Below are 26,746 nucleotides of genomic sequence, written 5' to 3'. Positions count from 1 at the left end.
AATGGTGCTCAGGCAGCCATCCTGTCGACGAGACCCATTTTGCTTGAAGACAGCAGCTGGTGGATAGCAAACCGGCTCGGCATGGGCTTGCCGGCTATGCCCATAGCCCGCAGACAGTCGGTGTCGACGGCGCTTCCCACCTCAGGCGCAACCCATGCCTGAGCTTCTTGCAGGGACGCCCCGTCAGCGACACTGTCGACAGGCGAAGCAGTGTGCATTTACTGGCTTCTATTCAATGGAAAGACGTCGATCAGGAACGGGCTCGGTCTCAATAGCCAGCGAGGTAATCCTCGCAAGGGTAAACGACCTTTCCGGTCAAAACTTTAGGAAGAATAAGCAAACAAGGGGCAATTCCTTAGTGATGGTTATTGTGGCAAGCGCTGACCGGCCGCGACATCGGGATCGAGTGCGCCGTGGTCATGACGGGCATGGTTACCTGTGAAGAAAGGAAGTGTTTATCTGCCTGTCCAGCCCGAAAACGCTGACCGCCTGGGACAATGATTCGGTCTGCTTCCGCAGCGATGCTGTGGCCTGCTCCATCAGCGCCGCATTCTGCTGGGTGACATCGTCCATCTCGCCAATTGCCCTGTTCACCTGCTCGATGACGATGCTCTGCTCCTGGGATGCCATCAGGATTTCGCCCATGATCGTCGTGACCCGCTTGATGCTATCGACGATTCCTTCCATGGTGGCGCCGGCTTCGGTCACCAGCTTGCTGCCGGCGCCGATCCGTTCGACCGAATCATCGATCACGGTTTTGATTTCCTTTACCGCGGCCGCCGACTACTGCGCGAGGCTGCGCACCTCGTTGCGACGACTGCACATCCCCGGCCCTGCTCGCCAGGGTTCGCCGCCTCAACCGCCGCGTTCAACGCCAGACTATTCGTCTGGAAAGCGATTCCATCGATTACGCCGATGATGTCGGCAATCTTTTTCGCGGACGGGTTGATCGATCCCATCATGCCGACAACCTGGCTCATGACTTTACCGCCCCGCATGGCCACCTGCGACGCCGCGATGGCGACTTCGTTGCCTTCGCGGGCATCTCCAGCCTTGTCGCGGTGGAGTGCGCGGTCCTTTTTTTATCCCGGTTACGAAAACCATTGACTGGCCGTCGCGCCCGCACGCAAGCCAAACTCGGCTGCGCTGTTGTTCAATTCCGTGAATGCCAGGTCCGCGTCCCTGCGCTTGACACCATATCAAACGACTCAGATAATGAACAATAACAGAACATGTGTTCTGCCTGCCAGAACGGTCGAAGTAAGAGCTTGGTTCGCTAGGGAGAGTCCTTGAATGGATTCCCCAGCCGCGATGGACCTTCGTGCCGCCATGAAAATTACCTTATGCATTGGAGCAATAGCGTGCCGAACTCGTTGAGTACCTCCGTCAAATCGTTGCTGATCGATGGAAAGAACGTCTGCAATCAGGAAAACACCTTTGACTCAATCAACCCGGCGACAGGTGAAACCAACTACCGGGTCTCGATTGCAGACGAGAGACATGTGGCTGTCGCGGTAGCATCGGCAAAGGATGCGGTGTCAGAGCCGGCATGGCGCACGATGCTCCCTCACATCAGGGCGCGCATTCTTGCTCGCATGTCGGCAATCATGGAATCGCGGTCAGACGAGCTGGCTCGTCTTCAGATGATTGAAAATGGCAAGGTCTGGTCGGAATGCAAGGCGCAAGTGGCAAGCGCGGCTGCGACGTTTCGCTATTACGCGGCAGTATGCGAGACGCTGGGATCCGAGGTAACGCCCTCGCGTGGTGATTACCTGTCGATGACCGCCTATGAACCCTACGGCGTTGTGGCAGCAATCACGCCATGGAATTCGCCCCTGACCATGGAAGCGCAAAAAGTGGCACCTGCGCTCGCGGCGGGTAATGCCGTCATCCTGAAGCCATCGGAAGTGACGCCGTCAGTCGGCTTGATGCTCGGCGAAATTGCGCTTGAGGCAGGATTGCCTCCGGGCTTGCTCAATGTGCTGACGGGCGATGGCGCGGTAACCGGCAACGCGTTGATCAACCATCCCGATGTACGGATGATCTCGTTTACCGGAGGCACTGCGACAGGACGCAACATTGCCGTCACCGCAGCGCAGCGCCTGATTCCCGTTGCCCTGGAACTCGGCGGCAAATCGCCGCACATCATCTTTGCGGACGCCAATATCGACGCTGCTGTCGAAGGCATCGTGGGAGGTATCTTTGAAGGGAGCGGCCAGTCCTGCGTAGCTGGGTCGCGCTTATTTGTTCAACGGTCAGTGTACGGCAAGGTGGTCGATGCGCTCGTAGCCCGGGTATCGAAATTCCGCGTCGACTTGCCAGATGCCGAAGGAGCGGAAATGGGTCCGCTTGCGAGTTTCCCGCATCGCGACCGTGTTGAACGCTTTGTCGCCATCGCCAAAGACGAAGGGGGAAAAGTCCTGGTCGGCGGAGAGCGTCCTCAGGGAAGCCAATTTGACAAAGGCGCCTTCTATCTTCCGACCATCATAGATGGCCTCACCAATCAAGCGACGGCAGTACGCGAGGAAATCTTCGGGCCGGTGCTGTGCGTCCTTCCCTTCGAGGACGAAAGCGATCTGGTTGCACAGGCCAATGACACCAACTTCGGGCTTGCATCAGGCATCTGGACCGCGAACTATCAACGTGCCTGGCGGGTTGCACGCGCCCTGGAAACAGGCCTGGTCTGGATCAATACATACAAACAACTCTCGATCTCGACGCCATTCGGCGGATTCAAGGATAGCGGTATCGGCCGGGAGAAAGGCATCAATGGCGTTCGTCTTTATCAACAAAGCAAAGGGATCTACTGGAGCATGAACCCGTTGAACATGCCGCATTGATGACTTCGAACTCCGCTATCTTAAAGAAGGAAATGTCCTATGCAAAAGAATGATCTGATTGGATTTATTGGCGTCGGCGTCATGGGCGAGCCGATTTGCCGGCACATTGCAGTCAAGAGCGGCGCCCAGGTGTTGGCACACGATCGCGATTCGGCACCGCTTGGCCGTCTTGCTGAATTTGGCGTCCAGAGCGTTGACCTGAGCAAGATCGCGGCGGAAGCAAGCCTGATCTTTTTGTCCCTCCCGTCCGGCGAGGTAGTCGAAAAGGTAGTGCTGGGAGAAGGCGGACTGCGCGAGCAGGGTCGCCATGGTCAGACAGTTATTGATCTGAGCACTTCACCGGTGGATACCACCCGCAAGATAGCAGCGGCACTTGCAGAGCGCGGCATGCAATTCGCTGACGCGCCTGTCATGCGCACACGAGCGGCTGCCGAAGCCGGCACGCTCGCCGTTCCCGTTGGCGCAGACGATGCCCTGTTCTCGTTGATTGAACCCTACATCAAGATGTTTGCATCCGATGTGCTTCATGCCGGAGGCATAGGAGCCGGGCAAGTCGTGAAGATCCTGAACAATATGGTGCTGTATGAAACAGTACTGGCCCTGGCCGAAGCCAGGGCCATTGGCGTACGAGCCGGAGTCGATCCCGAAAAATTGTTCGCGGCATTATCCGTCGGCTCTGCCGACAGTTTTGCACTCCGCAACCACGGAATGAAGGCAATTGCGCCACAGGTGTTCCCTGAGCGAGCTTTTCCTGTCACGTATGCAAAGAAGGACCTGCAATACGCGATTGCGCTTGCCGACCAGGTCGGCGTTGACGCGACGGGCGCGAAGAACCTCGTGTCGTGCTTCGATCAGGCGATTGCAGCGGGACACGGTGAAAAGTACGCACCTGCGATCAGTCTGGTGTTTGAAGGGAAGTGAGGTCCGCGAGTGCCGACGGACAGATGGATTCGATAGACAAGAATAGTTATGGCCGAACAATTACCAAGCAATGACGGCGTAGCCGCCGTCGACCGGGCTCTTGCGATTGCCATGGCCCTTGAAAGAGCGCGAACGCCATTGTCGCTGGCAGAGCTTTCGCGCGTGACAGACCTGTACAAAAGTACGCTGCTGCGGCTCCTGATTTCACTGGAACGTGCCGCGCTCGTTATTCGACGTACTGACGGACGATATGTGCTGGGTCCGATGGCTGCTCGGCTCGGACGCGCTTTCGATGAGACACATCAGCTGCGCGAACACATCGTTCCAGTGCTGGAACAGCTGGTCAATGAGGGCACGGAGAGTTCGTCTTTCCATGTGAAATACGATGATGAACTGCGACTCTGCCTTTTTCGCGTGAATTCTCATCACTCCACGCTGGACAGCGTGCATGAAGGAGATTTGCTGCCGCTGCAAAGCGGCGCGGCGGCAAAGGCACTCCTCCACTACGAGCGTTCAGACAGGGCGCCGCATGAAGAGAAAGATCACCCGCCAATTTTTTCGTCCTTCGGTGAAAGAGATCCATCATGCGCGGCGATTGCATGTCCGGTATGGGGAGTAGGCGGCCAGCTGCTTGGCGCGCTTTCACTGTCCGGTCCCAAGGAGCGCTTTACTGAAGAATCGGTTGAGCGCATGTCCAACCTATTGCAGAAGAAATGCAGGGCACTCACCCTCGCTCTGGGAGGCACATGGCCTGAAGCATAAGTCGGCATCAAGATGGATCACCAAGAGCGCCTCACAAAACGCCCCTGGCGTCGTTGCGCCGGCGCGCCTGGCCAGAGGCTGCCACGCTCATTTTGTTAATCGCTTCAAAGCAAAACAATCAAATAAGGAGATATGAATGAACCTGTCCAAACTGTGCGCCTCTGTGCTTGTCACATTCGGCGTGCTTTCCGGCACCCAGGCATTTGCGCAAGCCTATCCAACAAATCCCGTGACCATCGTTGTACCTTATGCGGCGGGCGGTGCGACCGATGTCATAGCGCGAATGGTAGGACAAAAGCTGAGCGACAAGTGGGGACAGCCTGTCATCGTCAACAACCGGCCAGGTGCCGGCACGGCGATTGGCGCGGAATCGGTTGTACGTGCCCCTGCGGATGGCTATACGCTCTATATGACCACGGCCGCGCATACGATCAGCGCAAGCCTGTACAAGAAGCTCAGCTACGACCCGATCAAGGACTTTGCCCCAATCAGCCTTACGTCCGTTGTGCCGCTGGTGCTGGTCGCATCCCCAAAACTGCCGGCACATACCCTGCAGGAGTTGATCCAGTACGCGAAAGCCAATCCCGGCGTCACCTATGGATCGCCCGGCAACGGATCACCGCAGCATCTGACCGGCGCCTTGTTCAAGTCACAAACCAAGCTTGATTTGATTCATGTGCCTTACAAGGGGGATGCGCCAATGCTGAACGATTTACTTGGCGGGCAAGTGCAAACGGCGTTTGTCACCCTGTCCGCTGCGATTCCGCATATTAAATCCGGGAAGATCAATGCGATCGCTCTGGCTCATCCGAAGCGGATCGATGCCATCGACAAAGTGCCGACATTTACCGAAGCAGGAATGAGCGGCTTCGAAGCAGCCACCTGGTTTGGATTGTTCAGCTCCGCATCTGTCCCTGCGGACCTGCAAAACAAGATTTATCAGGACGTCTCGACCATCGTTGCCACACCCGAAATCCGAGGAAAAATCCAGGACATCGGCGGGGAAATCGTTAACAGCTCTCCCATGAATTTCAGCGCATTTATTCAAAAGGAATCCAAGCGCTGGGCGGAAGCTGTTCAAATCTCCGGCGCTCAAGTCGACTGACAAGTCGAAACCTGGCTGCTGGCTGGCGCATCAACCGGAAGACCGGAAACGATGCGAGCAGGAGGTCGGACATCGTCTCGGCGCGGGCATTGGAGTTGCACTGGCAAACGAAAGACATCCGGTCGTCAGGATGAGCGTGCAATGCGCCCGGAAATGCGTAAAAAAACACCGCAGGCGATTGCTCGCCGCGGTGTTCTTCTGACTGCTACCCGCTGAGCGCGATCAGCGAGGCCGGCATCATGCCATTACTTGTGCTCTTTGTGAACCTTGTTGCCAGCGTCAACCTGGGCTTCAGCCACATCCTTTTTCGCAGCAAGAATTTTCCTGTCAGCCTTGGCCTGTGCATCCGCTTTAGTCTTGGCGGCCTTGGCATCGGCTTTGGTGTCGGTCACGGCCTGATCGGCCACAGCCTTGTTGATCTTTTCGGTTGCCTTGATTTCAGCCTTTTCGACTTTCGCAGCGGCTTTCACATCGCCCTTGGTGGCAGGTTCGGCGACCACAGCAGGCGCCTGGGCAAAGGCAACACCAGCGAACAGGGTAGCGGCGATCAGAGCAGACAGTTTTTTCATGTGGACCTCAGTGGTTATTGAACAATCGAAGTGCAACGGCTTGCTGCGTTCTTCTAGGCAGCACCATAGCTAACTCTGAGCCTGGTGGGTGTAAGCAATTGTATGAACCGACCGGAACATGTAACCAATATCGTGAATGAGAAGAGCCTTCTTCAGGAGTGGCGCCGCGCTGGGTGATGGATGGACGCACGATGCCGCGGTTTAACGCCTTGCCGAAGCGGCGGCCGCAGCATGCGCTGAAACAGCCGCCCTGACTTGTGCGATGCGCCCATCGGTCCGATGCCTGGCAAAGCACGCTTCCAACGCGTTATAAGCCTATGCGCCATGGCATGGCCACAGAATGACAAGTTGCGACTCTGCCTGACTTGCGTCCAGGCGATACAAGGTTGCCTACCTCCCTCTAATACTATTTGCACCGCTAAAAAGCGCGATTTCACGAAAGACACGCCACATGCGCGCTTCCGTAAACATGCCCTGCAATTCATCCTTCATCCGAATGTGCGCTGCCGAACCGACATCGCAGCGAAACTATGATCAATGTAAATTAGTTCTGTCGAGATACTTTACATTCAGGAAATCATTGCATATCCAACAACTTCTAAGCCCTTGATTTTGTTCATTTGACAACTATTGGCACGGTTCCTGCTGTTATGGCTATCGAGGGCACTACCTCATCACATAACTAAATGGAATCGGAAAAATGAAAAACGCAGTTCGCAAGACCCTGATCGCATGCGCAGTCACCGCCTCTTTCGCCGCCAGCTCGGGCGCAATGGCCCAGACCTTCCCGGACTTCACCGTTAATGAAGGCGCCATTGCCGGCGCCCTTGGCCAGACCTTCACCGCCGACAAGATCACCGGCAACTACGTGGAAGTCATTACCTTCGCCGGCTCGGAAACCAGCGGCACCTTCAACGTATCGCTGAAATGGAATGCCGGCCAGTTCGTTGCAGACAATGGCGCCACGCCGGTGGCCAGCCAGCTGGGTTCGGTTACCTCGAACCAGTACGGGCTGTATGCGCTGTATCAAGGCACTGGCACGTACAGCACGTCCCAATCCGGCACGGTCTTCAACTTTGCGCCTGGCGGCAGCCTGAGCCTGTTTGCCGACGCCAATTCCAATACCCAGTTCGTTCAGCCTGAGAATGGCAATACCGCCTTCGGCACCACCGGCAACAGCGACGACGTCCTGATCGCCAACGGCGTTCCGACTTCTGGCCAGGGTGTGCTGGATCCGTCTCTGAGCACTTGCGGCAACGGCGGCATCAACTGCGGCAGCTTCGGTGCATCTTCGACATTCAACCTTACCGCTGCCGGCAGCGAATACTTCGTTGCGCCTAACCCCTTCTACAACATCTCGTTCCAATCGGGCCAGCTGAACAACTTCACCCCGACTGGCACGCAGGTGATCAACGGTTCGCTGGACGTCATTTTTGGCGGCACCAGCGAAGTGCCCGAGCCGGCAAGCGTCGCCCTGCTGGGCCTGGGCTTCGCCGGCCTGGCGCTGAGCCGCCGCCGTCGCGCAAAACAGGCCTAATCGCCAGCGCCCTCAAGGCGTTGTAGGAAAAGCCCACCTCGCAAGAGGTGGGCTTGATGAAACAAGTTAAAACACGATTCAGCAAACATAGCGCCGGCTTGCTCTCCACGGGCTCGCGGCCGGCGCGCATCATTCGGTTGAAAACCCGCCCTGCAATCATCGTAAAGCGAGGGTCGAAACATGCTGCCGGCGAGCCAGAAAACATCGGTCAGCGAATTCACCTGCATTATCATTGCATGCATCCTATTTCCAATTCTTGTTCCGGGAATGCATGACTTTCGATTCCATTAATTATCAGCAGTCGATTCGCGCGCTGTCGCTGCCGGTCCCTGACTCCCATACCCTGTTCGATATCTTCGAAATCGAAGGCGACTCCATCGTCCAGGCCATTGATGCGTTCAAGTCCGGCAACGAAAGAGCCCAGAATTATCTGAAGGGGATTTTGTATGCCGTCACGCCGGCGACAAAAGAGAGGCTTGAGCGCCGCGGCCTAGTCGTGCCCCGCGTGGCGGTGCTGATTTCCATCGGACGTCACGAAGGGCCGAATTTTGCCCTTAAGCTCAAAGCGTGGGATGAGAGTGGCCTGGACAACTGCGACGAAGCTCGCTACGTGCGCCTGGCGTTGGCGCGGCACCTGGAAAGAACATCGGCAGCTGGCGCGGCGCCTGCAGCAGCAAATCCGGTAAGCAATCGTCCATCTTCTGCCGTGGCCGAGGCCGCGCCATCGCAATCGCGGCCATCCGTGTCGGCGGCGAAGCAAGGCGCCGCTGCCATTGACAGACAGGCAGGCCGGCCTCCCGCCCAACAGCGCGCAGAACCGCTGCAAACAGCCGAGCCGGCTTCGTCAGACACCGCCTGGCCTGACTCCGATAGCGATGCAGGTGCGGGCACGGATGGCGACTACTACAAGTCGTTTCATGTGTACGGAGGCAGGTTCGCTGCATGCTTTTCCGAGGACACAACGCAGCGCGGGATTCATACGATTCGTGTTGAAGCCACCGAGGCCAGTGGCCAGCGTACGTACAACTGGAAAAACAAGGTGGCCATCCAGCTCTCACAGAGGGAGTTGCCGCTCATGCTTGCAACGCTGATGCTTTGGACCAGCAAATTCGAAGCCAAAGGTCACGGCCAGAATAATGAAAAGTGGATGACGCTGGAAGCGCAGCCCGGCAAGCTCTACCTTTCGGTCCAGAGCAAGGGAACCGGCGCCCGCGGCGTGGCGATCATGGCTGGCGACGCGTATCCGATCACGACGATGATTGTGAAACAGATGCTGGCAAATGACCCATTCCTGACCGCCGACCTGGTATTCAAGCTGGCGAGAAAACAGATCGAGATCATGCAGCAAGGCATATAGCAGGTTGCGATGGACGCCCGATTGCTTACGTCTGGTTGCAGTATCTTTGTTTGTGGGAGACATCAGCGAAAAGCGCCAAGAATAAACCTGAAGGCATCGGAGCGATCGCTGAACAAGCCAGCGTGACCAGAGCGCTGGCCAGTCAAGCAATGAAACGGCTGATTTGATTCATTCAAACTGCGGGCGCAAGGAAAGCCGATGCAGGGTGCCGGGCCGGGCCACTTTCTCAATTGCCGATAGCGAACCAGCCTCCACGAGGTAACGCAGTTGGTGCCGCACGAGTGCGTGGCGCGCATGGACTTCAGCATCGACCGCCTGGCACGCTCGACCAAGGGCGGCAAGTTCTGCGCGTTTCCGCTCCGCATTGGCCGCAGCAGCTTGTGTCCCTGCGCTGCTTCTTCCTGCGCCCTGCCCGCGCATCCGCAGCTGCCAGGCGTTCCTGCCCTGACAGCACTGAGGCTTGACCATGTGGGGGCAGAGCCTCCGGAATCGGCGTAATGGCTTCCCTGCAAGTCCCTTGAGCATGCTCAAGCAGGGCATCTCCTACCCGGTTAGCTTGTCGATTCAGGGGCGGGAACAAGGGCGATTCCTGCCAGCTCGCCAGCCGGCTGAAAGGGCTTGCGGCACGCCGTGCCGCGGAAACGAACGCCGCTCTGGTAACGCAGGCACCTCGCCTGCTTGGCTCACGCCATTGCTGCCATGACGTACTACGATGTGTTCAACGGCGATGCCGACGGCCTGTGCGCGCTGCACCAGTTGCGCCTGGCCGAGCCGGCGCAATCGGTTCTGGTAACCGGCGTCAAAAGCGATATTGCCCTGCTGCCGCGCGTGCCGGCGGGTGCCGGCGACAAAGTGACGGTTCTCGACATTTCGATCGACGCCAACCGTACGGCGCTGCTGGCCATGCTGGCCAGGGGCGCCGCCGTTCTGTATGTCGACCATCACAGCCATGCGGGCGTGCCCTTGAACCCGCTGCTGCACGCCCACATTGATCACAGTGCCGACACTTGCACCGGCATAATCGTCGACCGTTACCTCGCCGGCCGCTTTCGCATCTGGGCTGTCGTCGCCGCATTCGGCGACAACCTCGACGCGCAGGCCGAAGGGCTGGCTCGCTCGCTGGCGCTTGATGCGCAGCAAACGGCAGCGCTGCAGGAACTCGGCAGGTGCCTGAACTATAACGCCTACGGGAACGCCGTTTCGGACCTGAACATCGACCCGGCCGCGCTGTATCAATGCCTGCACCAGTATGCAGATCCATTCGAGTTCATCCGCTCCCAGCCGCTGTTTCAACGCCTGCGCGGCGCACTCGCCAGGGATCTCGACCGCGCCGCCCGCCTGGCCCGGCGCCTGCCATCGTCGGCGGGCAGGATCATCGTGCTGCCGGATGCGCGTTGGAGCCGCCGCGTGCGCGGCGTCTATGCCAACCAGCTTGCCCGCGCTGCGCCCGCCCAGGCGCATGCGCTGCTGGTGATGCATCCGGACGGAACCTATACCGTGAGCGTGCGGGCGCCATTGGAAGGCATCGGTGCGCTGCAGGGCGCGGACCGCCTGTGCCGGCAATTCGAGCATGGCGGCGGCCGCACGGCAGCCGCCAGCGTTCCCCGCTTGCCCAAGTGTAGGCTTGCCAGTTTCATCCAGGCTTTCGAGGCTGTGTTCGGCATGCACCAGGCACCGTGACCGCCGCGGCCCGTTTGCATCGGCAGACGGTCCTTTGCTCCTTAGACATGGCCTGCGACAGGCTTGCACTGTTAGGGAATTGAATGGCGACATACGCGGGCGCCGCACGGCGGGCCAAGCCATGGCCCGCCGCGCCTTTCCATGCGGGCTCGATTGGGGTAGTGTCGAACAGCGCTATGAATTGCCTGGCAAGGGCTTGCATTTTTCCCGGACGCCGATGCGTCCGCTTGCTGACGCCGCCCATCTTGCAGGAGGAAACCCGCAGTGTCTTCCGCGTTACCACGCTTGCCCGAGATTGCCCTTGAATCCAAGGTGGCCTTCCTGCGCCAGCCCATGAGTTTCCCCGACCGGCCCTATCGCATCGAGGCGATCGAAACGCACATGTCATGGGTATTTCTTACGGAAAAATACGCCTACAAGCTGAAGAAACCGGTTTGCCAGGAAGCACTCGACTTCCGTTCCATCGACGCGAGGCGCCATTATTGCGACGAAGAGATACGCCTCAATCGCCGCCTTGCAGCGGATGTCTATCTCGGCATCGTTGCGATGTCGATCAATTCCTCCGGCCATCTGCGCCTCTGTGAGGACGGCACCAGCGTCGAGGGCGAGGCCATCGTTGACTGGCTGGTGCAGATGCGGCGCCTTCCGGCAGAGCATATGCTCGACTATGCCCTCAAGACCAGGAGGGTGAGCGACGAGGACATCGGCCGCGTCGCTGCCCGGCTCGCCCTTTTTTACCGTGGCTGTGGACCGGCTTGCAGCAGCGCGTCGGCTTATCGGGCAGTTATCCGGCATGGCATCGACCGCAGCCAGCAAGTCCTGGCCAGGCCCGGATACGGACTCCCTGGCGGCTTGATCCGTCAACTCTGCTCAACCCAGCGCAGGGTGTTGAATCAACACCGGGACGTGCTCGATGCACGGGTGCGGGCGGGAAGAATTGTGGAAGGCCATGGCGACCTGCGGCCTGAGCACGTCTGTCTGCAGCCAGAGATCGCGGTAATCGACTGCCTCGAATTTTCAAGCGCATTGCGCATCGTCGACCCGATCGATGAACTGGGCTACCTTGCCCTGGAGTGCGAACGGCTGGGCTCGGCGCATGCCGGCGCCCTGCTCCTGAAAGCCTATGGCGCGTTCTCGGGCGATCAGCCGGACGCGCTGCTGGTGCATTTCTACCAGGCCTACCGCGCACTGCTTCGCGCCCGCCTGGCGATTGCCCATCTGGATGAGGAAAAATTCCGTCATTCCGAGGAATGGCACCGGCGCGCCATGAGCTACCTGCGGCTGGCTGAACAGGCTCAGAATGCGCTCAACGCGGAAACCGAGCCGCCGGTATGAAACCGATGGATCGCCTGGGCAAGCAGTTCCGCGCAGCTGACGACAGTGACTTTCGATCTCGCTGCGCTGCCTTCGAGCCGAAAAGCCGGAACAGTATCCGTCACGACAATTTGCTGCAGCGGGCTGCCTGCCAGGACGGCAGGCGCGCTGCCCACGAACAGGCCGTGCGTCGCTGCTGCAAACACCCGCGCTGCACCATGTTTCAGGCATGACTCCGCCGTGCGGACCAATGTCGTGCCGCTGCCGATCAGGTCATCGACGATGATCGCGTCCTTACCGCCGACATCGCCAACCAGCGCATTGCCGCTGACCACGCCTTCGCTGCGGTACTTCTCTGCGAAGGCCGCGCCGATGCCCTTGCCGCTGATCTTGCCCAGGCACTGCCTGAATTGCTCGGCGCGCTTGACGCCGCCGGCGTCCGGCGCGACCACGACGATTTCCCTGTCCGTCAGCAAGGGCAGGAAATGCGCGGCAAACAACCTTGTTGCCTCCAGGTGCTCGGTGCGGCAGCGAAAGGCGTTCTGAAAGGCTGCCAGGTTATGCACATCGATGGTCACCACTGCGTCCACGCCGGCCGCCTCGAACATGGCGGCGACATAACGCGTGATGACGGGATCGCGCGGCTTGCTCTTCCTGTCCTTGCGGGCATAGGCCAGGTAAGGCGCCACGGCCGTCACGCGCGCTGCCGAAGCGTCTTTCAGCGCGCCGACAAAGAACAGCAGGCGAATCAGCTTGTCGTTACCGCTCTCGCGCACATCGCCATAAAGGGAATGCAGGACAAAAACATCCCGGTCACGGACGTTCACCAGCGGCCGCGCCTTGTGTTCGCCATCCTCGAAGTTCCTCTCTTCATGCATGCTCAGCGGAATGCCCAGCCTGTGAGCGACGTCCCGGGCGAAGTCCTGGCTCCCAGCCAGCGCAAACAGCAAGGGATCGCCATGGTGCATGGAAGCGGGAACAGGCGCGGTCTCGTTCATCGGTTTTCCTCCGGCAGCGCATCGGGCAACCGTTGCATGATTCCCTCAGTGCTGCCTTGTCCGGCATCAGATGAGTGATCAACCCGAGCGCGATTCATCCTGCCCAGCGTGTCTGCAACGCTTTGCAGGATCGGGGAAGCTGCGCCATCCCGCACGCTTGCCGAGGTTGGCGCGCCTGCACGACATGCGGTCAAGAACGATATGGTCCCGGTTCTGCTTGACCTGCATCAGGCTGCTGACCAGTGCTCTTTTTAAGATGGCAAGGGTGACGGCGGATACGGGAAGCGCCCGTCCCTACCATGCAAGGAAACAGTCATGTTCTGTGGGCACCGATGAAGACCAGCCACCAGCCGCCTGCCAGCCAAACCGCGCTGGTTGCAGCCCTGATGAAGCACCTGGCCGCAGGCGCTCAGCACGTGGAACGGTTCGACACCCATATCTCCTGGGTGCTGGTTGCCGGCGACCATGCGTACAAGATCAAGAAGGCCGTTGCACTGGACTTCCTGGATTGTTCAACACTGGCATCGCGGCGCCGGTTTTGCGAAGAAGAACTGCGGCTCAACCGTCGGCTGGCGCCGGGCCTGTATATCGATGTTGTCAAGGTGACCGGCGATGCAGCCGATCCGCACCTGGACGGCGCTGGCGAAGCCATCGAGTATGCAGTGCACATGCATGCCTTTCACCAGGACGCGCTGTGGAACCGGCGCGTGGCAGGCGGCCAGTTGTCTGCGCAGGAAATGGATGCATTTGCCGACCTGCTCGGACGCTTTCACCAGCACGCGGCAATGGCGCCGCCCGCAAGCGCCTGGGGCTCCATGGCGGGCTTCGCAGCGGATGTCTCGCTCACCTTTAACGCGCTGGAAAGGCTGGCGCTATCGCCCGAAAGCCAGTCGACGATAGCGCGGCTGCGCCTCTGGGTTTCCGGGCAGAGCCAGAAGCTGGCGCGCGTCATGGGCATGCGCCAGCGCGCAGGCAGGGTGCGCGAATGCCACGGCGACCTCCATCTCGGCAACATCCTCACTACGGAACGCGGCATCGAAGCCTTTGACTGCATCGAATTCAGCGACACGCTGCGCTGGATCGACGTCATCGACGACCTGGCCTTCTGCTGGATGGACCTGGCCCGGCATGGCCGCCGCGACCTGGCGACCCGTTTTCTCAATCGCTATCTGTCGCTGACAGGCGACTATGGCGGACTTCCCCTGCTCCGCTTCTACAGCGTCCACCGTGCGCTGGTACGGTGCCTGGTGCTCCTGCTGCGCGCCGCGCAAGCCACGCTGCCGTGCGCCGCTGATGCGGCCAGCCGTGAAGCGCTGGCCTACCTGGCCTTTGCCGGCCGGCTTGCTGCGCCAGGCAGGCCAGCCATCCTGATCACCCACGGCTACTCCGGCAGCGGCAAGACCCACTTTTCCCGGCAGGCCGCGGATCTGCTCGGCGCGGTGCACCTGCGCTCCGATGTCGAGCGCAAGCGCCTCCATGGCCTGCGTCCAGGCGACCGCAGCGGCACCGGGGCCGATGCGACGCTGTACGGTCCGGCAGCCAGCCGTCGCACCTATAACCGCCTGCTGGCATTGGCGCGCATTGTGGTGCAGTCCGGCATGACCGCGCTGGTCGATGCTGCCTTCCTGTCATACGCCCAGCGGCAGCGCTTTGCCCGGCATGCCGAACGGCTGGGCGTGCCGTTCCGGATTTTCGAAGTGCGGGCAAGCCATTCCGTGATGACGCAGCGCATCGCCCTGCGCACAAAGGCCGGCGCCGATGCGTCCGATGCCGATCTCGCCGTGCTGGCGCAGCAGTTGCAAGCCGCACAGCCGCTGTCGGAACGGGAGAGGGAGCAGGCCATCGTCGTGGACACGGACGATGGCCTGCCGCCAAGCGAGGTGGCCCGATTGTGCAGGCCTCTCGAGGCAATGCTGGACCCTGCTTGCGGCGCCGCGCCGGCCAGCTTGCCTCCGGCGCCCCGGCAAGGCTAGAGGCCGGAAGATCAGTGCGGAGATTCTCGGCAACACCACTTCTTCCGCATGCGCCGCCCTTGATGGCGACACGGGGTCAGAATGCGTGGCTGTACTGTAGCCCCAGAATGTTCACATCATTGCTGTACGTGCCGATGAGCCTTCCGTTCAGCGGCAGATCGGCCCGGTTGATCGATGCATCCTTGATGAAGACATGCGCAAAACCAAGATCCCACGCGCTTTGCGGTGTCGGCTTGTACTGCAGCCCGAATGCCAGGATGGTGCGGCCGGCATCGGGAATACTGGGCGTGCGAAACGCGTCCTTCACCGGCGAACGCTCATAGGACAGGCCGGTGCGCAGCGTCCAGGCATCGTTATAGCGGTAGTTCAGGCCTGCGCCGATGCGGGTCGTGTTGCGCCATGCTTCCCTTACCACGCTGTCGGGCGAGCCATTGGCGAACTTCACGCGCAACTCATCGAAGCGGCTCCACCTTGTCCAGTTGATATCTCCCAACAGTGCCCATTTCGGGTCGAGTTCCATATAAGCGCTGAAGTTGAGCGTTTCCGGCAGGTCCAGCGCCGCGGTGACGCCGTTGTTGGCAAATGCCGGATTGGAAGCAAGCAGCGCTGGCAGTCCTGCGGGCTTTTCGTACCGCGCCTCGCCGCCCGACAGCGTGTGATGAATGCTGGAACGGTAGGCAAGCCCGAAGCGCGTGGTTGGGGTCGGCATGTACAGCATGCCCAGGTTAAAGCCGAAGGCCCAGTCATCGCCATCGAGCTTTACCTTGCCGTCCCTCGATTGCGGCAGCAAACCTGCAGGCGCACAGCGCGCCACCCCCAGCGCGCCGGCGCAGATCGTCCCGAAGTCAATCGCGCGCGACAATGACACTTTCGCGTACTGGGCGCTGATGCCTGCGCCGACCGACAAGCGCTCGTTGACCGCGTAGGCCAGCGTGGGATTGAGATTGACCGTCTGCAGCTCCGACTTCAAGGCCTGGTAACGGCCGACCCAGCCGTTGTCGTATTCGGTCTTCAGTCCGAATGCGGACTGCAGTCCGATGCCGAAACGCAAGGCGGGCATCACGTCGGTCGCGTAATAAAGTGCAGGGACGGCGCTCCAACTGCCGGCGTCGCCCCCGTTGCCGCCGCTCAGCCGCGCGCCCGTGGCCGTGACCGACCCGCCATTCCTGAAGTCGATGGAGGGTCGGATCGCCGCGCCGCCGACGGTGAACTGCTGCCCCGACATGCGCGACAACCCGGCCGGGTTGTAATAGATCGTGCTGGCATTGTCTGCCGTCGCGCCCACGCCGGCGAAAGCATTGCCGATGGCCGCCGCACTCATTTCATTGAGCGCGAACCCGGCCGGATATGCCGCGCCGCATGGCAGCAGCCCGGCCGTTACCATGCACACGGCTGCGCCGGCTGGAAAATGTAAGCGTCGCATAGTGACCTCCTGATGACCAGGTCTGCAAGACGGTGATCTCGCGAAGACGGGTGGCCGGCGCAATCGCAGCTGGGTTGCCCTGCCATTGCGCCGCATCGATTGAAACGGTGCTTGCAGATGGAGTGTGCTGGCTGGTACGTCGCTGTGGTTTGATAATGATCACGGACGGCATGGCTGTAATACCGCTACAACGGCGTTCTGGCAGAAAGGCCATGCCGCACAACAGGCTGGCGTTCGCAGCGTTTCTATTCTTCGTTGAAAGGAGTCCCCCATGACCCAAACCGTCCCGCACGACGCCGCTCTGTCAGCCATGTTCGAGACGCTGCGCGCCCAGTCCCGCAAGGACGGCATGGTGTCGTGGCAGACACGGGCGGACCGGCTCAGTCGCCTGCGCTCCTTGGTGCGCGATCACCGCGGCACGATCGGCGCCGCCATCAGCGCCGATTTTGGCCAGCGCTCAAGGCACGAAACCGAGCTTCTGGAAATCAACCATGTCCTTGATGGCATACATCATTCGCTGCAGCATGGCCAACGCTGGATGCGGACGCAGGACAGAAAGCGCAGCTACAAGTACTGGCCCGGCCGGGCATCCATATTGCCGCAACCGCTGGGCGCGGTGGGCGTGATCGTGCCGTGGAACTACCCGCTCGACCTGTCGCTAGGGCCGGCCAATTCAGCGCTGACCGCCGGCAACCGGGTGATGATCAAGCTGTCGGAACTGACGCCGCACTTCGGCGCGCTGCTGGCCGAACTGGCTGCGCGTTATTTTGCGCAGGACGAACTTTGCATCGTCAATGGCGGCGTTGACACCGGGCGTGCTTTCTGTGCGTTGCCCTTCGACCATCTGCTGTTTACCGGTTCGACCGCCGTCGGGCATCAGGTGATGCATGCAGCCAGCGACAACCTGACGCCGGTCACGCTGGAACTCGGCGGCAAGTCGCCCGCCATCATCGGACCCCGCGCCGGACCGGCCGGCGATTTCGACAAGGCCGTGATGCGGCTCGTGATGGGCAAGACCTTGAATGCCGGCCAGACCTGCATCGCGCCGGACTACGCCTTCGTGCCACGCGGGCAGGCGGCCCGCTTCATTGCTTCGGCCAGGCGCGCCGTCGCCGCGTTTTACCCCTCGCTTGCGACGACGTCCGACTACACGAGCATCATTTCAGACCGCCATTTCCAGCGCCTCCAGGCCATGGTGGACGATGCCGTGGGCCGCGGTGCGCAGGCATCTCCGCTGTCGGATGCCGCCAGTGATCCGGCGCGGCGTCGGTTCGCGCCGCTCGTGCTCTCCAATGTGGCGCCTGGCAGCAGGGTGCTGGAGGAAGAAATCTTCGGGCCGGTGCTGCCTCTGCTCGAATACGACGACCTGGAACAGGTGATCGACTACATCAACCAGCGTCCGCGCCCGCTCGCGCTCTACCTGTTCGAAAGCGACAGGAAGAAGGTGGAGCGGGTACTGACTGCCACGGTGTCAGGCGGCGTCACGGTCAACGACGTCTTTTTCCACGTGGGACCGGACACGCTGCCGTTCGGCGGTGTCGGCGCGTCCGGCATGGGCGCCTATCACGGCGAGACCGGCTTCAGGACATTCAGCCATGACAAGCCGGTGTTCCGACAGCCGGCCTTCAGCCTGCTGTCATGGGTCTACCCGCCCTATGGCCGGCGCGCCGAGCGGCTGCTGCGCATGCCCGACTGAGCCAGCCAGCGCCTGATGCGCGCATACACCTCGCGACTGCTGAGCAGGTCCAGATGGTGCACGCCGTAGGCAATCCAGGTGCGCGACCTGGGAAAACCCAGGGCGCGTCGCCCATGCACGTGCCTGCCCAGCGCCGTGTCGAGCGGAATCAGGCCGTCGCCGAGCAGCTTGCCGCGCAGGTCGCCGCGGCGCTTCCCGACGGTGCCGGCAATGGCGAAGCAGCGCACGCCATGAGGCAGAGGCACGGGCTTGCGCAGGTCGCCGGCATGCGCGAATCGATCCATGCCCTCCCAGTCTTCATCGAGCAGGTTGCCGTAGCGCAGGTCCGTGATGCCGGCGCTGCGGATGCGTCCCAGCCGCGCGAAAGGCGCCGTGTACCCGCTGCGTCCAAGGATGGCGGTAAGCCAGGCGCCGCCGCGTTCCAGCGGCGCTCCATGGTGCGGCGTACCCAGAAAGATCATGTTCTTCAGCTGCGCCAGCCAGCGGTGCCCGGCCATGCCGCCGTAATGGCATGCGCTGCGAGCGACCAGGCCGCCCATGCTGTAGCCGATCAGGCTGATTTCCTCCACCGGGACCGGCCATTCCCGCGCCAGGGTTTCCAGCAGCGCGGCGAACTGGCGGCCATTGCTGGAAACATGCAGGCCGCTGTTATAGCTCAGGTAGAGCGCGGTATAGCCCAGATCGCGGGCCAGCAGCGCGCCATGGTCATGGTGATTGCGGCGCCATTGCAGATCAGAGCAGCACAAGCCATGGACCAGCACCAGCAGCTTGCCGCGCGCATCCGGAAATGCGGCGGCGAGCGCCTGCCGCTCCAGCGCCAGCGGCCTGCCTCCGGTGCGCAGCCGCATCGTTATCTGCAGCGGGTTGTCCGACGCAGCAAGGTGGTCGCCCACCAGCCCGTTCAACGCCGCCAGCACCGCTTCGCGCTCTGCGGTGGAGCGCCGCTCGGCTTGCTGCTGGTCATGCGCTGGCAGCAGCGCTGCCAGGCAGCGATGCAGGCCTTGGGTGGAGCTTCTCGCCCTGCGGTACACGAAGGCAGTGATGGCGCCGACCGGCTGAATGCGCAGCAGCGCACCGGCCACGGCACCATGAAATTCCTCGACCAGGTGCAGCGCCTGTTCCACCGCGGTAGCGGCCAGACGGCCGAGGCCGTGCAGGTCGGACGGGTGCAGGTGGCATCCCCTGAGCAGGATGGGGCGGCGGTCCCTGCCCTGCCTGCGGTGCGTGGTCCCGCCCGCCGCAGACCGTTTGCCGGCTGCCATCGGCCTGGTTTTGGATCTGCTGTTTTGCGAGTTCAATAGCCAGCCTTTCCATTGCGTCTTGCGGCTGCATCAGCGACGCCTCCCGGCACAGCTGCCTTGCCCGCTCCAGACCCTCTTTGCCATCGGGCAGCGCTCATGCCTTCGCAAATTCGACGCGGGCGATCGCGCAGGCTTGCACCAGGCTGCCGGCCTTTGCATAGCGCTCCGCGTCGCTGGCAGTTAGCGCTTTCCTGCTTTCCTCGGGGAAGCCGGCGTGTATTCATAGGCCTTGTCCGGATGGGAAAATCTGCTCCATGCCATGGTCTGCCTGGCCCCTTTCGGTCGTGATGCGCCGCAGTGGGGCCGCGACGCCGACTCCCTCAAGCCTGGTCTGCAACCGGCTGCGCCTTTTCCCGCGATGGCCGCCGGGTTGGCGCCGCCGCCTGCTTGGCCGCCGCCTTTGCGCGGGTTGCTGCGGGGCTTTGCTTGACCGTGCGCTTCGCCGCCTGGCGCGGGGCCGGGGCGGAAGACGCCGCCAATTGTGCGATGGTGCGGTTCAGTTCCTCAATCTGCCGGCCCAGCGCTTTGAAGTCCTTCTGGGTTGGCACGCCCAGGCTGTGCAACGCGCGGCCGACCCTGTCCTCGAACACCTTTTCCAGCTTTTCCCACGATCCGCCTTCTTGCGCGTGCGCGGAGTCGCCCGCACCGCGCGCCGCGATGCCCGGAAGCCGTTCGCCAGCGGCGTGTTCGATCTGCTTCTGCAGCCTGGCCCCGTCAGCCGCCAGTTTTGAAAACAGGGTATCCCCCTGTTCCTGCGCGGCCGCGAACGCGCCCAGCCCTGCCTGCCAGATCTGGTGCGCGGACTGGCATACCGCGTCCATCAGCGAAGCGTCCTGCTTCGTCGCGGCGATTTCCTTGCGCTTTCGTGCCATGAAACACCTCCCGATCAGAGTGAGAAGACAACGGCCCCAAAGGCGGCACGGCCAAGCCAGTTGCGCCTGGCGTGTCCTAGGCCGACATCGAGGACAGCGGGCCGTGCGTGCCGCCATGGGACGCGTGCGCCCGGTCCTCCTCCTCCCGGACCACCCGCCGCAACACCTTGCCGATGGCGGACTTGGGCAAGGCGCCATCACGGAACACGACGTAGCGCGGCACCTTGTACCCGGTCAGATGCCCGCGCATATGCGCAATCAGCGCCTCGGCGCTAAGCGCCTGGTTCCGCCGCACGACGACCAGCTTCACAACTTCCTCCGAATGGTCGTCCGCGGCGGGAATGGCGGCGGCCTCGTACACGTCGGGATGAAGCATCGCGGCATCCTCGACCTCGTTGGGAAAGACCTTGAAGCCGGATACGACGATCACATCCTTCTTGCGGTCAACAAGGCGAAGGTAGCCCTGGCCATCGACGGTGCCGATATCGCCGGTGCGCAGCCATCCGTCGGCGCCCAGCACTTTCGCGGTTTCATCCGGCCGATGCCAGTAGCCCTGCATCACCTGCGGCCCGCGCACGCAGATCTCGCCTGCTTCGCCGCCGCCGAGTTCATTGCCGGCTTCGTCCATGAGGGCGATGTCGGTCGATGGCAGCGGCAAGCCTATGGTTCCGGTATATGCCGCGATGGTCAGCGGGTTGGCACTGACGATGGGCGACGCTTCGGTCAGCCCATAGCCTTCGATCAGCGGCACGCCAAACAGGCGATGCCAGCGCTCCGCCACTGCCCGCTGCACCGCCATGCCGCCTGCCACCACGATCTTGACCGTACCCTGATTGACCTGCTCGATGTGTGGCGCATCGAGCAGGGCGTTGAACAGGGTATTGACGCCGATCATTGCGGTGAAACGGGTATGCCGCAGCTCGCTGACCAGGGCATCGACGTCGCGCGGATTGGTGATCAGCACGTTGCGCGCAGCCAGCCGGAAGAAAGCCAGCGTGACGGTCAGCGCGAAGACGTGATACAGCGGCAGCGGAATCACGGCCGTTTCCTCGCCTTCCACCAGCACGCCGCTGACCCAGGCCACCGTCTGTTCCAGGTTGGCCAGCATGTTGCCGTGACTGAGCACGGCCCCCTTGGGCACGCCCGTGGTGCCGCCGGTATATTGCAGAAACGCAGTATCGTCCGCGCACAGCGGCACCGGAGCAAGGGCCAGCTGCCGCCCTTCATGCAAAGCGTCCATGAACTGGTCGGCGCCATCGATGTGCCATTCCGGCACCATGTGCTTCACATGCTTCACCACCAGGTTGACGATTTGGGCCTTGGGGAAGTGCAGCATGTCGCCGACTGCGGTGACGATGACCTGCCGTACCCGGGTGCGGGGCAGCACGTGCTCCAGGGTGCGGGCAAAGTTGTCCAGCACCACGATGGCGCTGGCGCCCGAGTCCGCCAGCTGGCGCTCCAGTTCCGGCGCGGTGTAAAGCGGGTTGGTATTGACCACCACGCAACCGGCCCGCAGTGCGCCGAACAGCGCGACCGGATACTGAAGCAGGTTGGGCAGCATGATGGCCACCCGGTCGCCCTTCCGGAGGCCGGCCACCTTCTGCAGGTAGGCGGCAAAGGCCAGGGACAGGTGATCCAGGTCGCCATAGCTGATTGTGGCGCCCTGATTGCTGAACGCGGGCCGTCCGGGATAGCGGCCGCATACCCTTGCCAGCAAGGCGGGAAGCGAATCGGACGCGTCGGTGTCGATGTCGGCCGGCACGCCGGGCGGATAGCTCTTGAGCCAGGTTCTTTCCATGATCTCTCTCGCAATAAACAGGAGCCGTCTGCAGCTGCGCCAGCAGTGCGCGCCGCGGCCGGAGCCCGCGGCGGCGCATGCGCAAGACGGCATCAGGTCCATGGCCCATGGTTGGCGCAGCAGACTGCCCGCGCCATGACCTGCATCAAATCCGCTGGACTGTGCGAGGAACACAGTACGCCCATCCTCACCGCTTCAGCTTCATCCCCCATTGTCTGTTCCTGTCTCGCAAGGCCGGGGATGAGGAGAGGCCACGCCGCGGAGCGGGCAGGCAACCGTTCATTCAACGTGCGCAAGCAAAAGGAGACATGATGGCTACCAGACAAGGCAAGACCGAACCCTCACATCCGACCCATCCGGTCCAGCGAAAGGCCGACGCGGCTGCCGCTGGCACGCCGGCATCGCTCGAGCATGCGGCCGATGCGATCAGGAAGGGCATCGTCACCAGCCTTTCCAGCCTCGACACCATCGAGTCCGACATAGTCGACCTGGTGCGCAAGACGGTATCGGACACGCTGCGCACCGGCGCCGCCGCCGGCACCGACAGCGTGCATGTCGTCAGCCACGTGGTGATGGCGGCCATCGAAGCCGCCGAACAGGTGGGCACCGGCCTGACGCTGAGCATCAAGAGCGTTACCAAGGGCGCCATCATGGGCGTGCATGACGTCGGCGGCGATGCGGTCGCCGCGTCGTTCGAGATCATGCGCTCGGTCATCCGCCATGGCGCCACGGTGGGCGCCGATATCGGCGGCGTGACCCGGCGCGCGGTGGACGGCCTGGTCGAGGCCGCTGCCGAGACCGGCGGAGACGTGGCCGGCATAGGCAGAAAGGCGGTCCAGGGCGCGATCGAGGAAGCCGGCAACATCAGCAACCTGACCGTCAAGACGGTGAAGGAAGTGCTGATCGGCCTGGCCGGCAGCGTTGGCGAAACCCTGCAGGCAGCCACGCCGCAGGCAGCGCTGCATCCCGGCAGCCTGTTGCACAGGCCCGATACCGGAGGCAAGCGGCCGCACCATAGCTGACAGGGCCGAGGCTGGCGCGGCCGGCTCAGCGCGTGCGGCGGGGCGCCGGCCACGGCATCATCAGCAGGGTCAGCAGCAGCGTCTCGAAATCGGCGTTGAAGTGGCGGGCGATGCTGGCCGGGTCCGGTATCCGCCGGGCGTCCGCCATCACGCCGAAGGCCACTTCGCCGGCATAGCTCAACAGGCTGATGCCCAGGGCGACGCCGCCTGACTGCGGCACCCAGAAAAGCTGCCGCGCGATGCGCTGTCCGGCGAAGTAGCGCGGCTGCTCCACGCCGTGCACGTTGCTGATCACCATGCTGGCATTGGCGGCCAGCGCGTCCACCAGGCGGTCATTGAGATAGCCGGGCGCCATGCCCATGGCGTTCAGGATGGCAAGCGAGACCGCCGGCTGCTTCGAGCCGCGCAGCGCCGCCATGCGCCTGTGTACCTCGTCGACCCGGCCGAGCGGCGTCGCAATCCCAAGCGGCAGGCCCAGAAATACCAGCCCGAAATGATTTCCCAGGTCCGTGAGCGGTCCGGCCGGCCGCATGTTGACCGGCACCAGCGCCCGCACCTCCGCCTGCTCCAGCGCATCGCCCCGTTCCAGCAGATAGCGCCGCAGGGCGCCGGCAACGCAGGCCACCAGCACATCGTTGACCGTGCAGGCCAGCGCGGCCGCCACCGCCTTGACTTCGGGCAGCGGCAGGGGCGCCGCCCAGGCCACCCGCTTCATTGCGCCCAGCGGGCCCTTGAAGCGGGTCGGACTGTCGGGCGGCATGCCTGCAATCGTCGCCACAGCCTGGGCGTAATCGGCGCCGGCAGCCGCATACCCCAGCGCATGCAGCGGATGGGCAAGCAGGTCGCGGCCCAGGCCGGCCGCAGACACGGCGGTGCGCACGGCCGCGCCGGCAAGCTGCGTGACGGGACCGAACACCCGCTCCAGCGTCGTGCCGGACGGCGCCGGACCGGCGAGATCGCACGGCGCGGGATGAGGCCGGCGCGGGCCTTCGTCCGTCATCGATGCAATCACATGCGTCAGCGCAAAGCCGTCGCCGTAACAGTGATGGATGCGCAGCAGCACCGCGCTTCCGCCCTGCCTGTCGTCGATCAGGTGGTATTGCCACATCGGCCTGGACCGGTCCAGCGGCGTGCTGACGAGGCCGCTCACCATGTCTTCCAGCGTGCCGCCCCGGCCGTCCTCCGGCAGGGCGATGTGCCGCACATGCCAGTCGAGGTCGAATGCCTCGTCATATTCCCAGCGCGCCCCCGGGCCGGAACCGGCCACGCGCTGGCGAAAGCGGTGGAAGCACAGCATGCGCTGCTGCACCGCCTGCTTGACCGCCTCCAGCGGTAGCCTGTGCTTGAACAGCATCATGCCGCAGATGACCATCAGGTTGGTCGGCCGGTCCATGCGCAGCCAGGCGCTGTCCACTGCCGACAGCGGCTCAGGCGTGCTCATGCGAGGGCATCAGATGTGGATGCCATGCAGCAGCTGCTGCATGGCCAGCAGTTCGGCGGACGGCGCGTGGGCTGGCTGCTGTCCTTCCTGTGCTTCTGCGGCGCCGGAATCGGGCGAGAGCCGGTAAGCCGTGTTGAGCGCCGTCTGCGCCAGGCGCGGGGTGAGCGCATGCAAGGTCTGGCCGGCAATGCCAACCCTGGTGGCTATGCGCACCGGCCGCCTGACGATCGCCTGCACCACCAGGTCGGCCGCGTCCGCCGGCGTCAGCGCCTGCACCTCGTCGTATACCCGGCTGGGCGCAATCATCGGCGTACGCACCAGCGGCATGTTGATGATGGTGAAATCCACGCCGACATCGGCGAACTCGGCCGCGGCGCACAAGGTCCAGGCGTCGAGCGCCGCCTTCGAGGCAACATAGGCCGAAAAGCGCGGGGCATTGGTCAGCACGCCGATCGACGAGATATTGATGACCTGGCCGGATTGCCTGGCCACCATTGCAGGCAGCAGGCCCATGGTCATGCGCAGCGCGCCGAAGTAATTGAGCTGCATGGTGCGCTCGTAGTCGTGGAAGCGGCCGAAGGTGGCTTCCACCGAGCGCCGTATCGAGCGGCCTGCGTTATTGACCAGGATGTCGACATGGCCATGGTCAGCCAGTACCCGGGCGATGAATCGGTCGCAGTCCGCCATGTCGGCCAGGTTGGCCTGATAGCAGTGGACTATGCCGCCGCCGGCCTCGATCAGCGCGCCGGCGGCGGCGAGCCGGGACGGGTCGCGGCCGCAGATCAGGGTGACGGCTCCCGCCTCGGCCAGCTTTTGCGCGGTGGCCAGGCCGATGCCCGACGAGCCGCCGGTCACCAGCGCGACCTTGCCGTCCACATGCGCGCGCAGGCTGCGGTTGATGAAGAGCTCGGGATCAAGGTGGCGTTCCCAGTAATCCCAGATCGCGGCGGCATAGCTGTCCAGCGGCGGACAGACGATGCCGCTGCCCTTCAGCACGGCCGCCGCCTGGCGGTCGTCGAACCGGGTCGGATAATTAATGAACTGCATGATGCTGTCCGGAAGTCCAAGATCGTTCATCACCGCGTCCACCAGCCGCCTGACCGGCCCGAGCGCCGCCAGGCCGCGCCGCACGGCGTGCGGCACCAGGTCGAGCAGCGCGGCATTGATGCGCAGGCTCATGGCTGGCGCATGGGCCGCATGGGCAAACAGGTTCAGCACATCGCCTACCCGCTTCGGCGCCGGATCGGTGAGATGGAAACAGCGGCCATCCTGGCCGGGCGCAGCGGCAATCCAGGCCATGGCGTCAACGACGTAGTCCACCGGAACGATATTGAGGCGCCCGCCCTCGATGCCGATCGCCGGCATCCAGGGCGGCAGCACCGCGCGCAGACGCTGTATCAGCTTGAAGAAGTAGTAGGGGCCATCGATCTTGTCGGTCTCGCCGGTCCTGGAATCACCGACCACCAGGCCGGGCCGGTAGATGCGCCACGGCACCGCGCAGTCTGTGCGGACCAGCTTTTCGCTGTCGTGCTTGCTCCTGAAATACGGATGGCCATAATTCTCGGCCTCTTCGAACATGTCCTCGCGAAACACGCCGTCATACAGGCCCGCGGCGGCAATCGAGCTGACATGGTGGAAACACCCGGCCCGCAGCGCGCCAGCCAGGTCCAGCGCGTGGCGGGTGCCTTCTATGTTGGTTGCCAGTTCCTGCGCCGGGTCTGCGCGCAGGTCGTAGATGGCGGCCAGGTGAAAGAAATGGTCAACCTTCCCCTCCAGCATCCGGCGATCGGCATCGGATACAGCGCAGTTCCCGGCGCAGATGTCCCCGAACACCGGCATGGCGCGCGCCTGCGCCGCGCCCCAGAAGTCGCGCAGCGCGGGCAACTTCGTCTGGCTCGATTCGCGGATCAGAAACCATACCGTGTTGTCCTGCGATGCCAACAGCTTTCTGATCAGCCGCCGGCCAATGAAGCCGGTGCCGCCGGTCACAAAATAGCGCATGCTCCTATCCTCCATCCCCGCAATCAGCGGCCATGCCAACCCGGGCCACGCAGCCTAGCCAGAAGCTGGCAGGGACCTCGGAAAGGACCTGGAAGCCGCCATTGCCAGGCTCCGCGGGTGTTCGCAGCTTCTTACT

The 26,746-nt window shown here is 62.6% G+C and carries 19 protein-coding genes and 1 pseudogene; 11 read left to right on the top strand and 9 right to left on the bottom strand.

Annotated features, from left to right (window positions below; translation table 11 throughout):
• Positions 1-432: 432 nt before the first annotated feature.
• A pseudogene (locus tag ABC383_RS25170) lies at positions 433-1,052 on the bottom strand (methyl-accepting chemotaxis protein); the annotation flags it as partial.
• A gap of 291 nt (positions 1,053-1,343) precedes the next feature.
• Here ABC383_RS25170 and ABC383_RS25165 point away from each other — a divergent pair.
• The 4 genes from ABC383_RS25165 (at position 1,344) to ABC383_RS25150 (ending at position 5,628) form a co-directional block, all read left to right on the top strand.
• Positions 1,344-2,840, top strand: coding sequence for an aldehyde dehydrogenase (locus tag ABC383_RS25165; RefSeq protein WP_413018495.1), 1,497 nt, complete (start codon positions 1,344-1,346; stop codon positions 2,838-2,840).
• A 39-nt stretch (positions 2,841-2,879) separates the two neighbouring features.
• A complete protein-coding gene (locus ABC383_RS25160; RefSeq protein WP_413018324.1) occupies positions 2,880-3,761 on the top strand; it encodes an NAD(P)-dependent oxidoreductase in 882 nt (293 codons plus the stop codon).
• A 48-nt stretch (positions 3,762-3,809) separates the two neighbouring features.
• On the top strand, positions 3,810-4,523 hold the full coding sequence (locus ABC383_RS25155) for an IclR family transcriptional regulator (protein ID WP_413018322.1): 714 nt from the start codon (positions 3,810-3,812) through the stop codon (positions 4,521-4,523).
• Between the two features lie 136 nt (positions 4,524-4,659).
• Positions 4,660-5,628 carry a tripartite tricarboxylate transporter substrate binding protein gene (locus ABC383_RS25150; RefSeq protein ID WP_413018320.1) on the top strand — a complete coding sequence of 323 codons (969 nt, stop codon included), beginning with the start codon at positions 4,660-4,662 and terminating at the stop codon, positions 5,626-5,628.
• A gap of 245 nt (positions 5,629-5,873) precedes the next feature.
• On the opposite strand, the gene ABC383_RS25145 is transcribed toward ABC383_RS25150, so the two are convergent.
• Complete coding sequence (locus ABC383_RS25145; protein ID WP_413018319.1) at positions 5,874-6,197, bottom strand: hypothetical protein; 324 nt, start codon at positions 6,195-6,197, stop codon at positions 5,874-5,876.
• 700 nt (positions 6,198-6,897) lie between these two features.
• On the opposite strand from ABC383_RS25145, the gene pepA reads away from it, so the two are divergent.
• The 4 genes from pepA (at position 6,898) to ABC383_RS25125 (ending at position 12,106) form a co-directional block, all read left to right on the top strand.
• On the top strand, positions 6,898-7,734 hold the full coding sequence (pepA, locus tag ABC383_RS25140) for a flocculation-associated PEP-CTERM protein PepA (RefSeq protein ID WP_413018317.1): 837 nt from the start codon (positions 6,898-6,900) through the stop codon (positions 7,732-7,734).
• Positions 7,735-8,005: 271 nt separating this feature from the next.
• Positions 8,006-9,091 carry a hypothetical protein gene (locus ABC383_RS25135; RefSeq protein WP_413018315.1) on the top strand — a complete coding sequence of 362 codons (1,086 nt, stop codon included), beginning with the start codon at positions 8,006-8,008 and terminating at the stop codon, positions 9,089-9,091.
• Between the two features lie 699 nt (positions 9,092-9,790).
• Positions 9,791-10,771: an acetyltransferase gene (locus ABC383_RS25130; RefSeq protein ID WP_413018313.1), complete on the top strand. Its 981-nt coding sequence runs from the start codon at positions 9,791-9,793 to the stop codon at positions 10,769-10,771.
• Between the two features lie 264 nt (positions 10,772-11,035).
• Positions 11,036-12,106, top strand: a complete 1,071-nt coding sequence (locus tag ABC383_RS25125; RefSeq protein ID WP_413018312.1) for a hypothetical protein — start codon at positions 11,036-11,038, stop codon at positions 12,104-12,106.
• Here the strand turns inward: ABC383_RS25125 and ABC383_RS25120 are convergent.
• Entirely contained in the window at positions 12,067-13,083 is a 1,017-nt protein-coding gene (locus ABC383_RS25120; protein ID WP_413018311.1) for a ribose-phosphate diphosphokinase, read from the bottom strand. The two genes, ABC383_RS25125 and ABC383_RS25120, sit on opposite strands and share 40 nt — an antisense overlap.
• A gap of 332 nt (positions 13,084-13,415) precedes the next feature.
• Here ABC383_RS25120 and ABC383_RS25115 point away from each other — a divergent pair, with 332 nt between their 5' ends.
• Positions 13,416-15,056, top strand: coding sequence for a bifunctional aminoglycoside phosphotransferase/ATP-binding protein (locus ABC383_RS25115; protein WP_413018309.1), 1,641 nt, complete (start codon positions 13,416-13,418; stop codon positions 15,054-15,056).
• A 76-nt stretch (positions 15,057-15,132) separates the two neighbouring features.
• Here ABC383_RS25115 and ABC383_RS25110 read toward each other — a convergent pair whose 3' ends face one another.
• Positions 15,133-16,479, bottom strand: a complete 1,347-nt coding sequence (locus ABC383_RS25110) for an OmpP1/FadL family transporter (protein WP_413018307.1) — start codon at positions 16,477-16,479, stop codon at positions 15,133-15,135.
• Positions 16,480-16,750: 271 nt separating this feature from the next.
• Between ABC383_RS25110 and ABC383_RS25105 the strand changes: the two genes are divergently transcribed.
• Positions 16,751-18,175 (top strand): coniferyl aldehyde dehydrogenase, encoded by a 1,425-nt coding sequence (locus tag ABC383_RS25105; protein ID WP_413018305.1) that lies wholly within the window; start codon positions 16,751-16,753, stop codon positions 18,173-18,175.
• Here ABC383_RS25105 and ABC383_RS25100 read toward each other — a convergent pair.
• From ABC383_RS25100 to ABC383_RS25090, 3 genes are all read right to left on the bottom strand, one after another.
• Positions 18,133-19,437: an esterase/lipase family protein gene (locus ABC383_RS25100; protein ID WP_413018303.1), complete on the bottom strand. Its 1,305-nt coding sequence runs from the start codon at positions 19,435-19,437 to the stop codon at positions 18,133-18,135. The two genes, ABC383_RS25105 and ABC383_RS25100, sit on opposite strands and share 43 nt — an antisense overlap.
• Positions 19,438-19,796: 359 nt before the next feature.
• Entirely contained in the window at positions 19,797-20,348 is a 552-nt protein-coding gene (locus tag ABC383_RS25095; protein ID WP_413018301.1) for a phasin family protein, read from the bottom strand.
• 76 nt (positions 20,349-20,424) lie between these two features.
• Positions 20,425-22,146, bottom strand: coding sequence for an AMP-binding protein (locus ABC383_RS25090; protein WP_413018300.1), 1,722 nt, complete (start codon positions 22,144-22,146; stop codon positions 20,425-20,427).
• A 311-nt stretch (positions 22,147-22,457) separates the two neighbouring features.
• Between ABC383_RS25090 and ABC383_RS25085 the strand changes: the two genes are divergently transcribed.
• Positions 22,458-23,168 (top strand): hypothetical protein, encoded by a 711-nt coding sequence (locus ABC383_RS25085; protein ID WP_413018298.1) that lies wholly within the window; start codon positions 22,458-22,460, stop codon positions 23,166-23,168.
• Positions 23,169-23,193: 25 nt separating this feature from the next.
• On the opposite strand, the gene ABC383_RS25080 is transcribed toward ABC383_RS25085, so the two are convergent.
• Together ABC383_RS25080 and ABC383_RS25075 are read right to left on the bottom strand one after the other, a co-directional pair.
• Positions 23,194-24,609: a wax ester/triacylglycerol synthase family O-acyltransferase gene (locus ABC383_RS25080; RefSeq protein WP_413018296.1), complete on the bottom strand. Its 1,416-nt coding sequence runs from the start codon at positions 24,607-24,609 to the stop codon at positions 23,194-23,196.
• Positions 24,610-24,618: 9 nt separating this feature from the next.
• Positions 24,619-26,610: an SDR family oxidoreductase gene (locus ABC383_RS25075; RefSeq protein ID WP_413018294.1), complete on the bottom strand. Its 1,992-nt coding sequence runs from the start codon at positions 26,608-26,610 to the stop codon at positions 24,619-24,621.
• Positions 26,611-26,746: the final 136 nt, after the last annotated feature.

This window comes from Noviherbaspirillum phoenicis (assembly GCF_047237965.1).
Taxonomy (GTDB): Bacteria; Pseudomonadota; Gammaproteobacteria; order Burkholderiales; family Burkholderiaceae_D; genus Noviherbaspirillum_A.
This window is presented reverse-complemented; position numbering and strand designations above follow the sequence as displayed.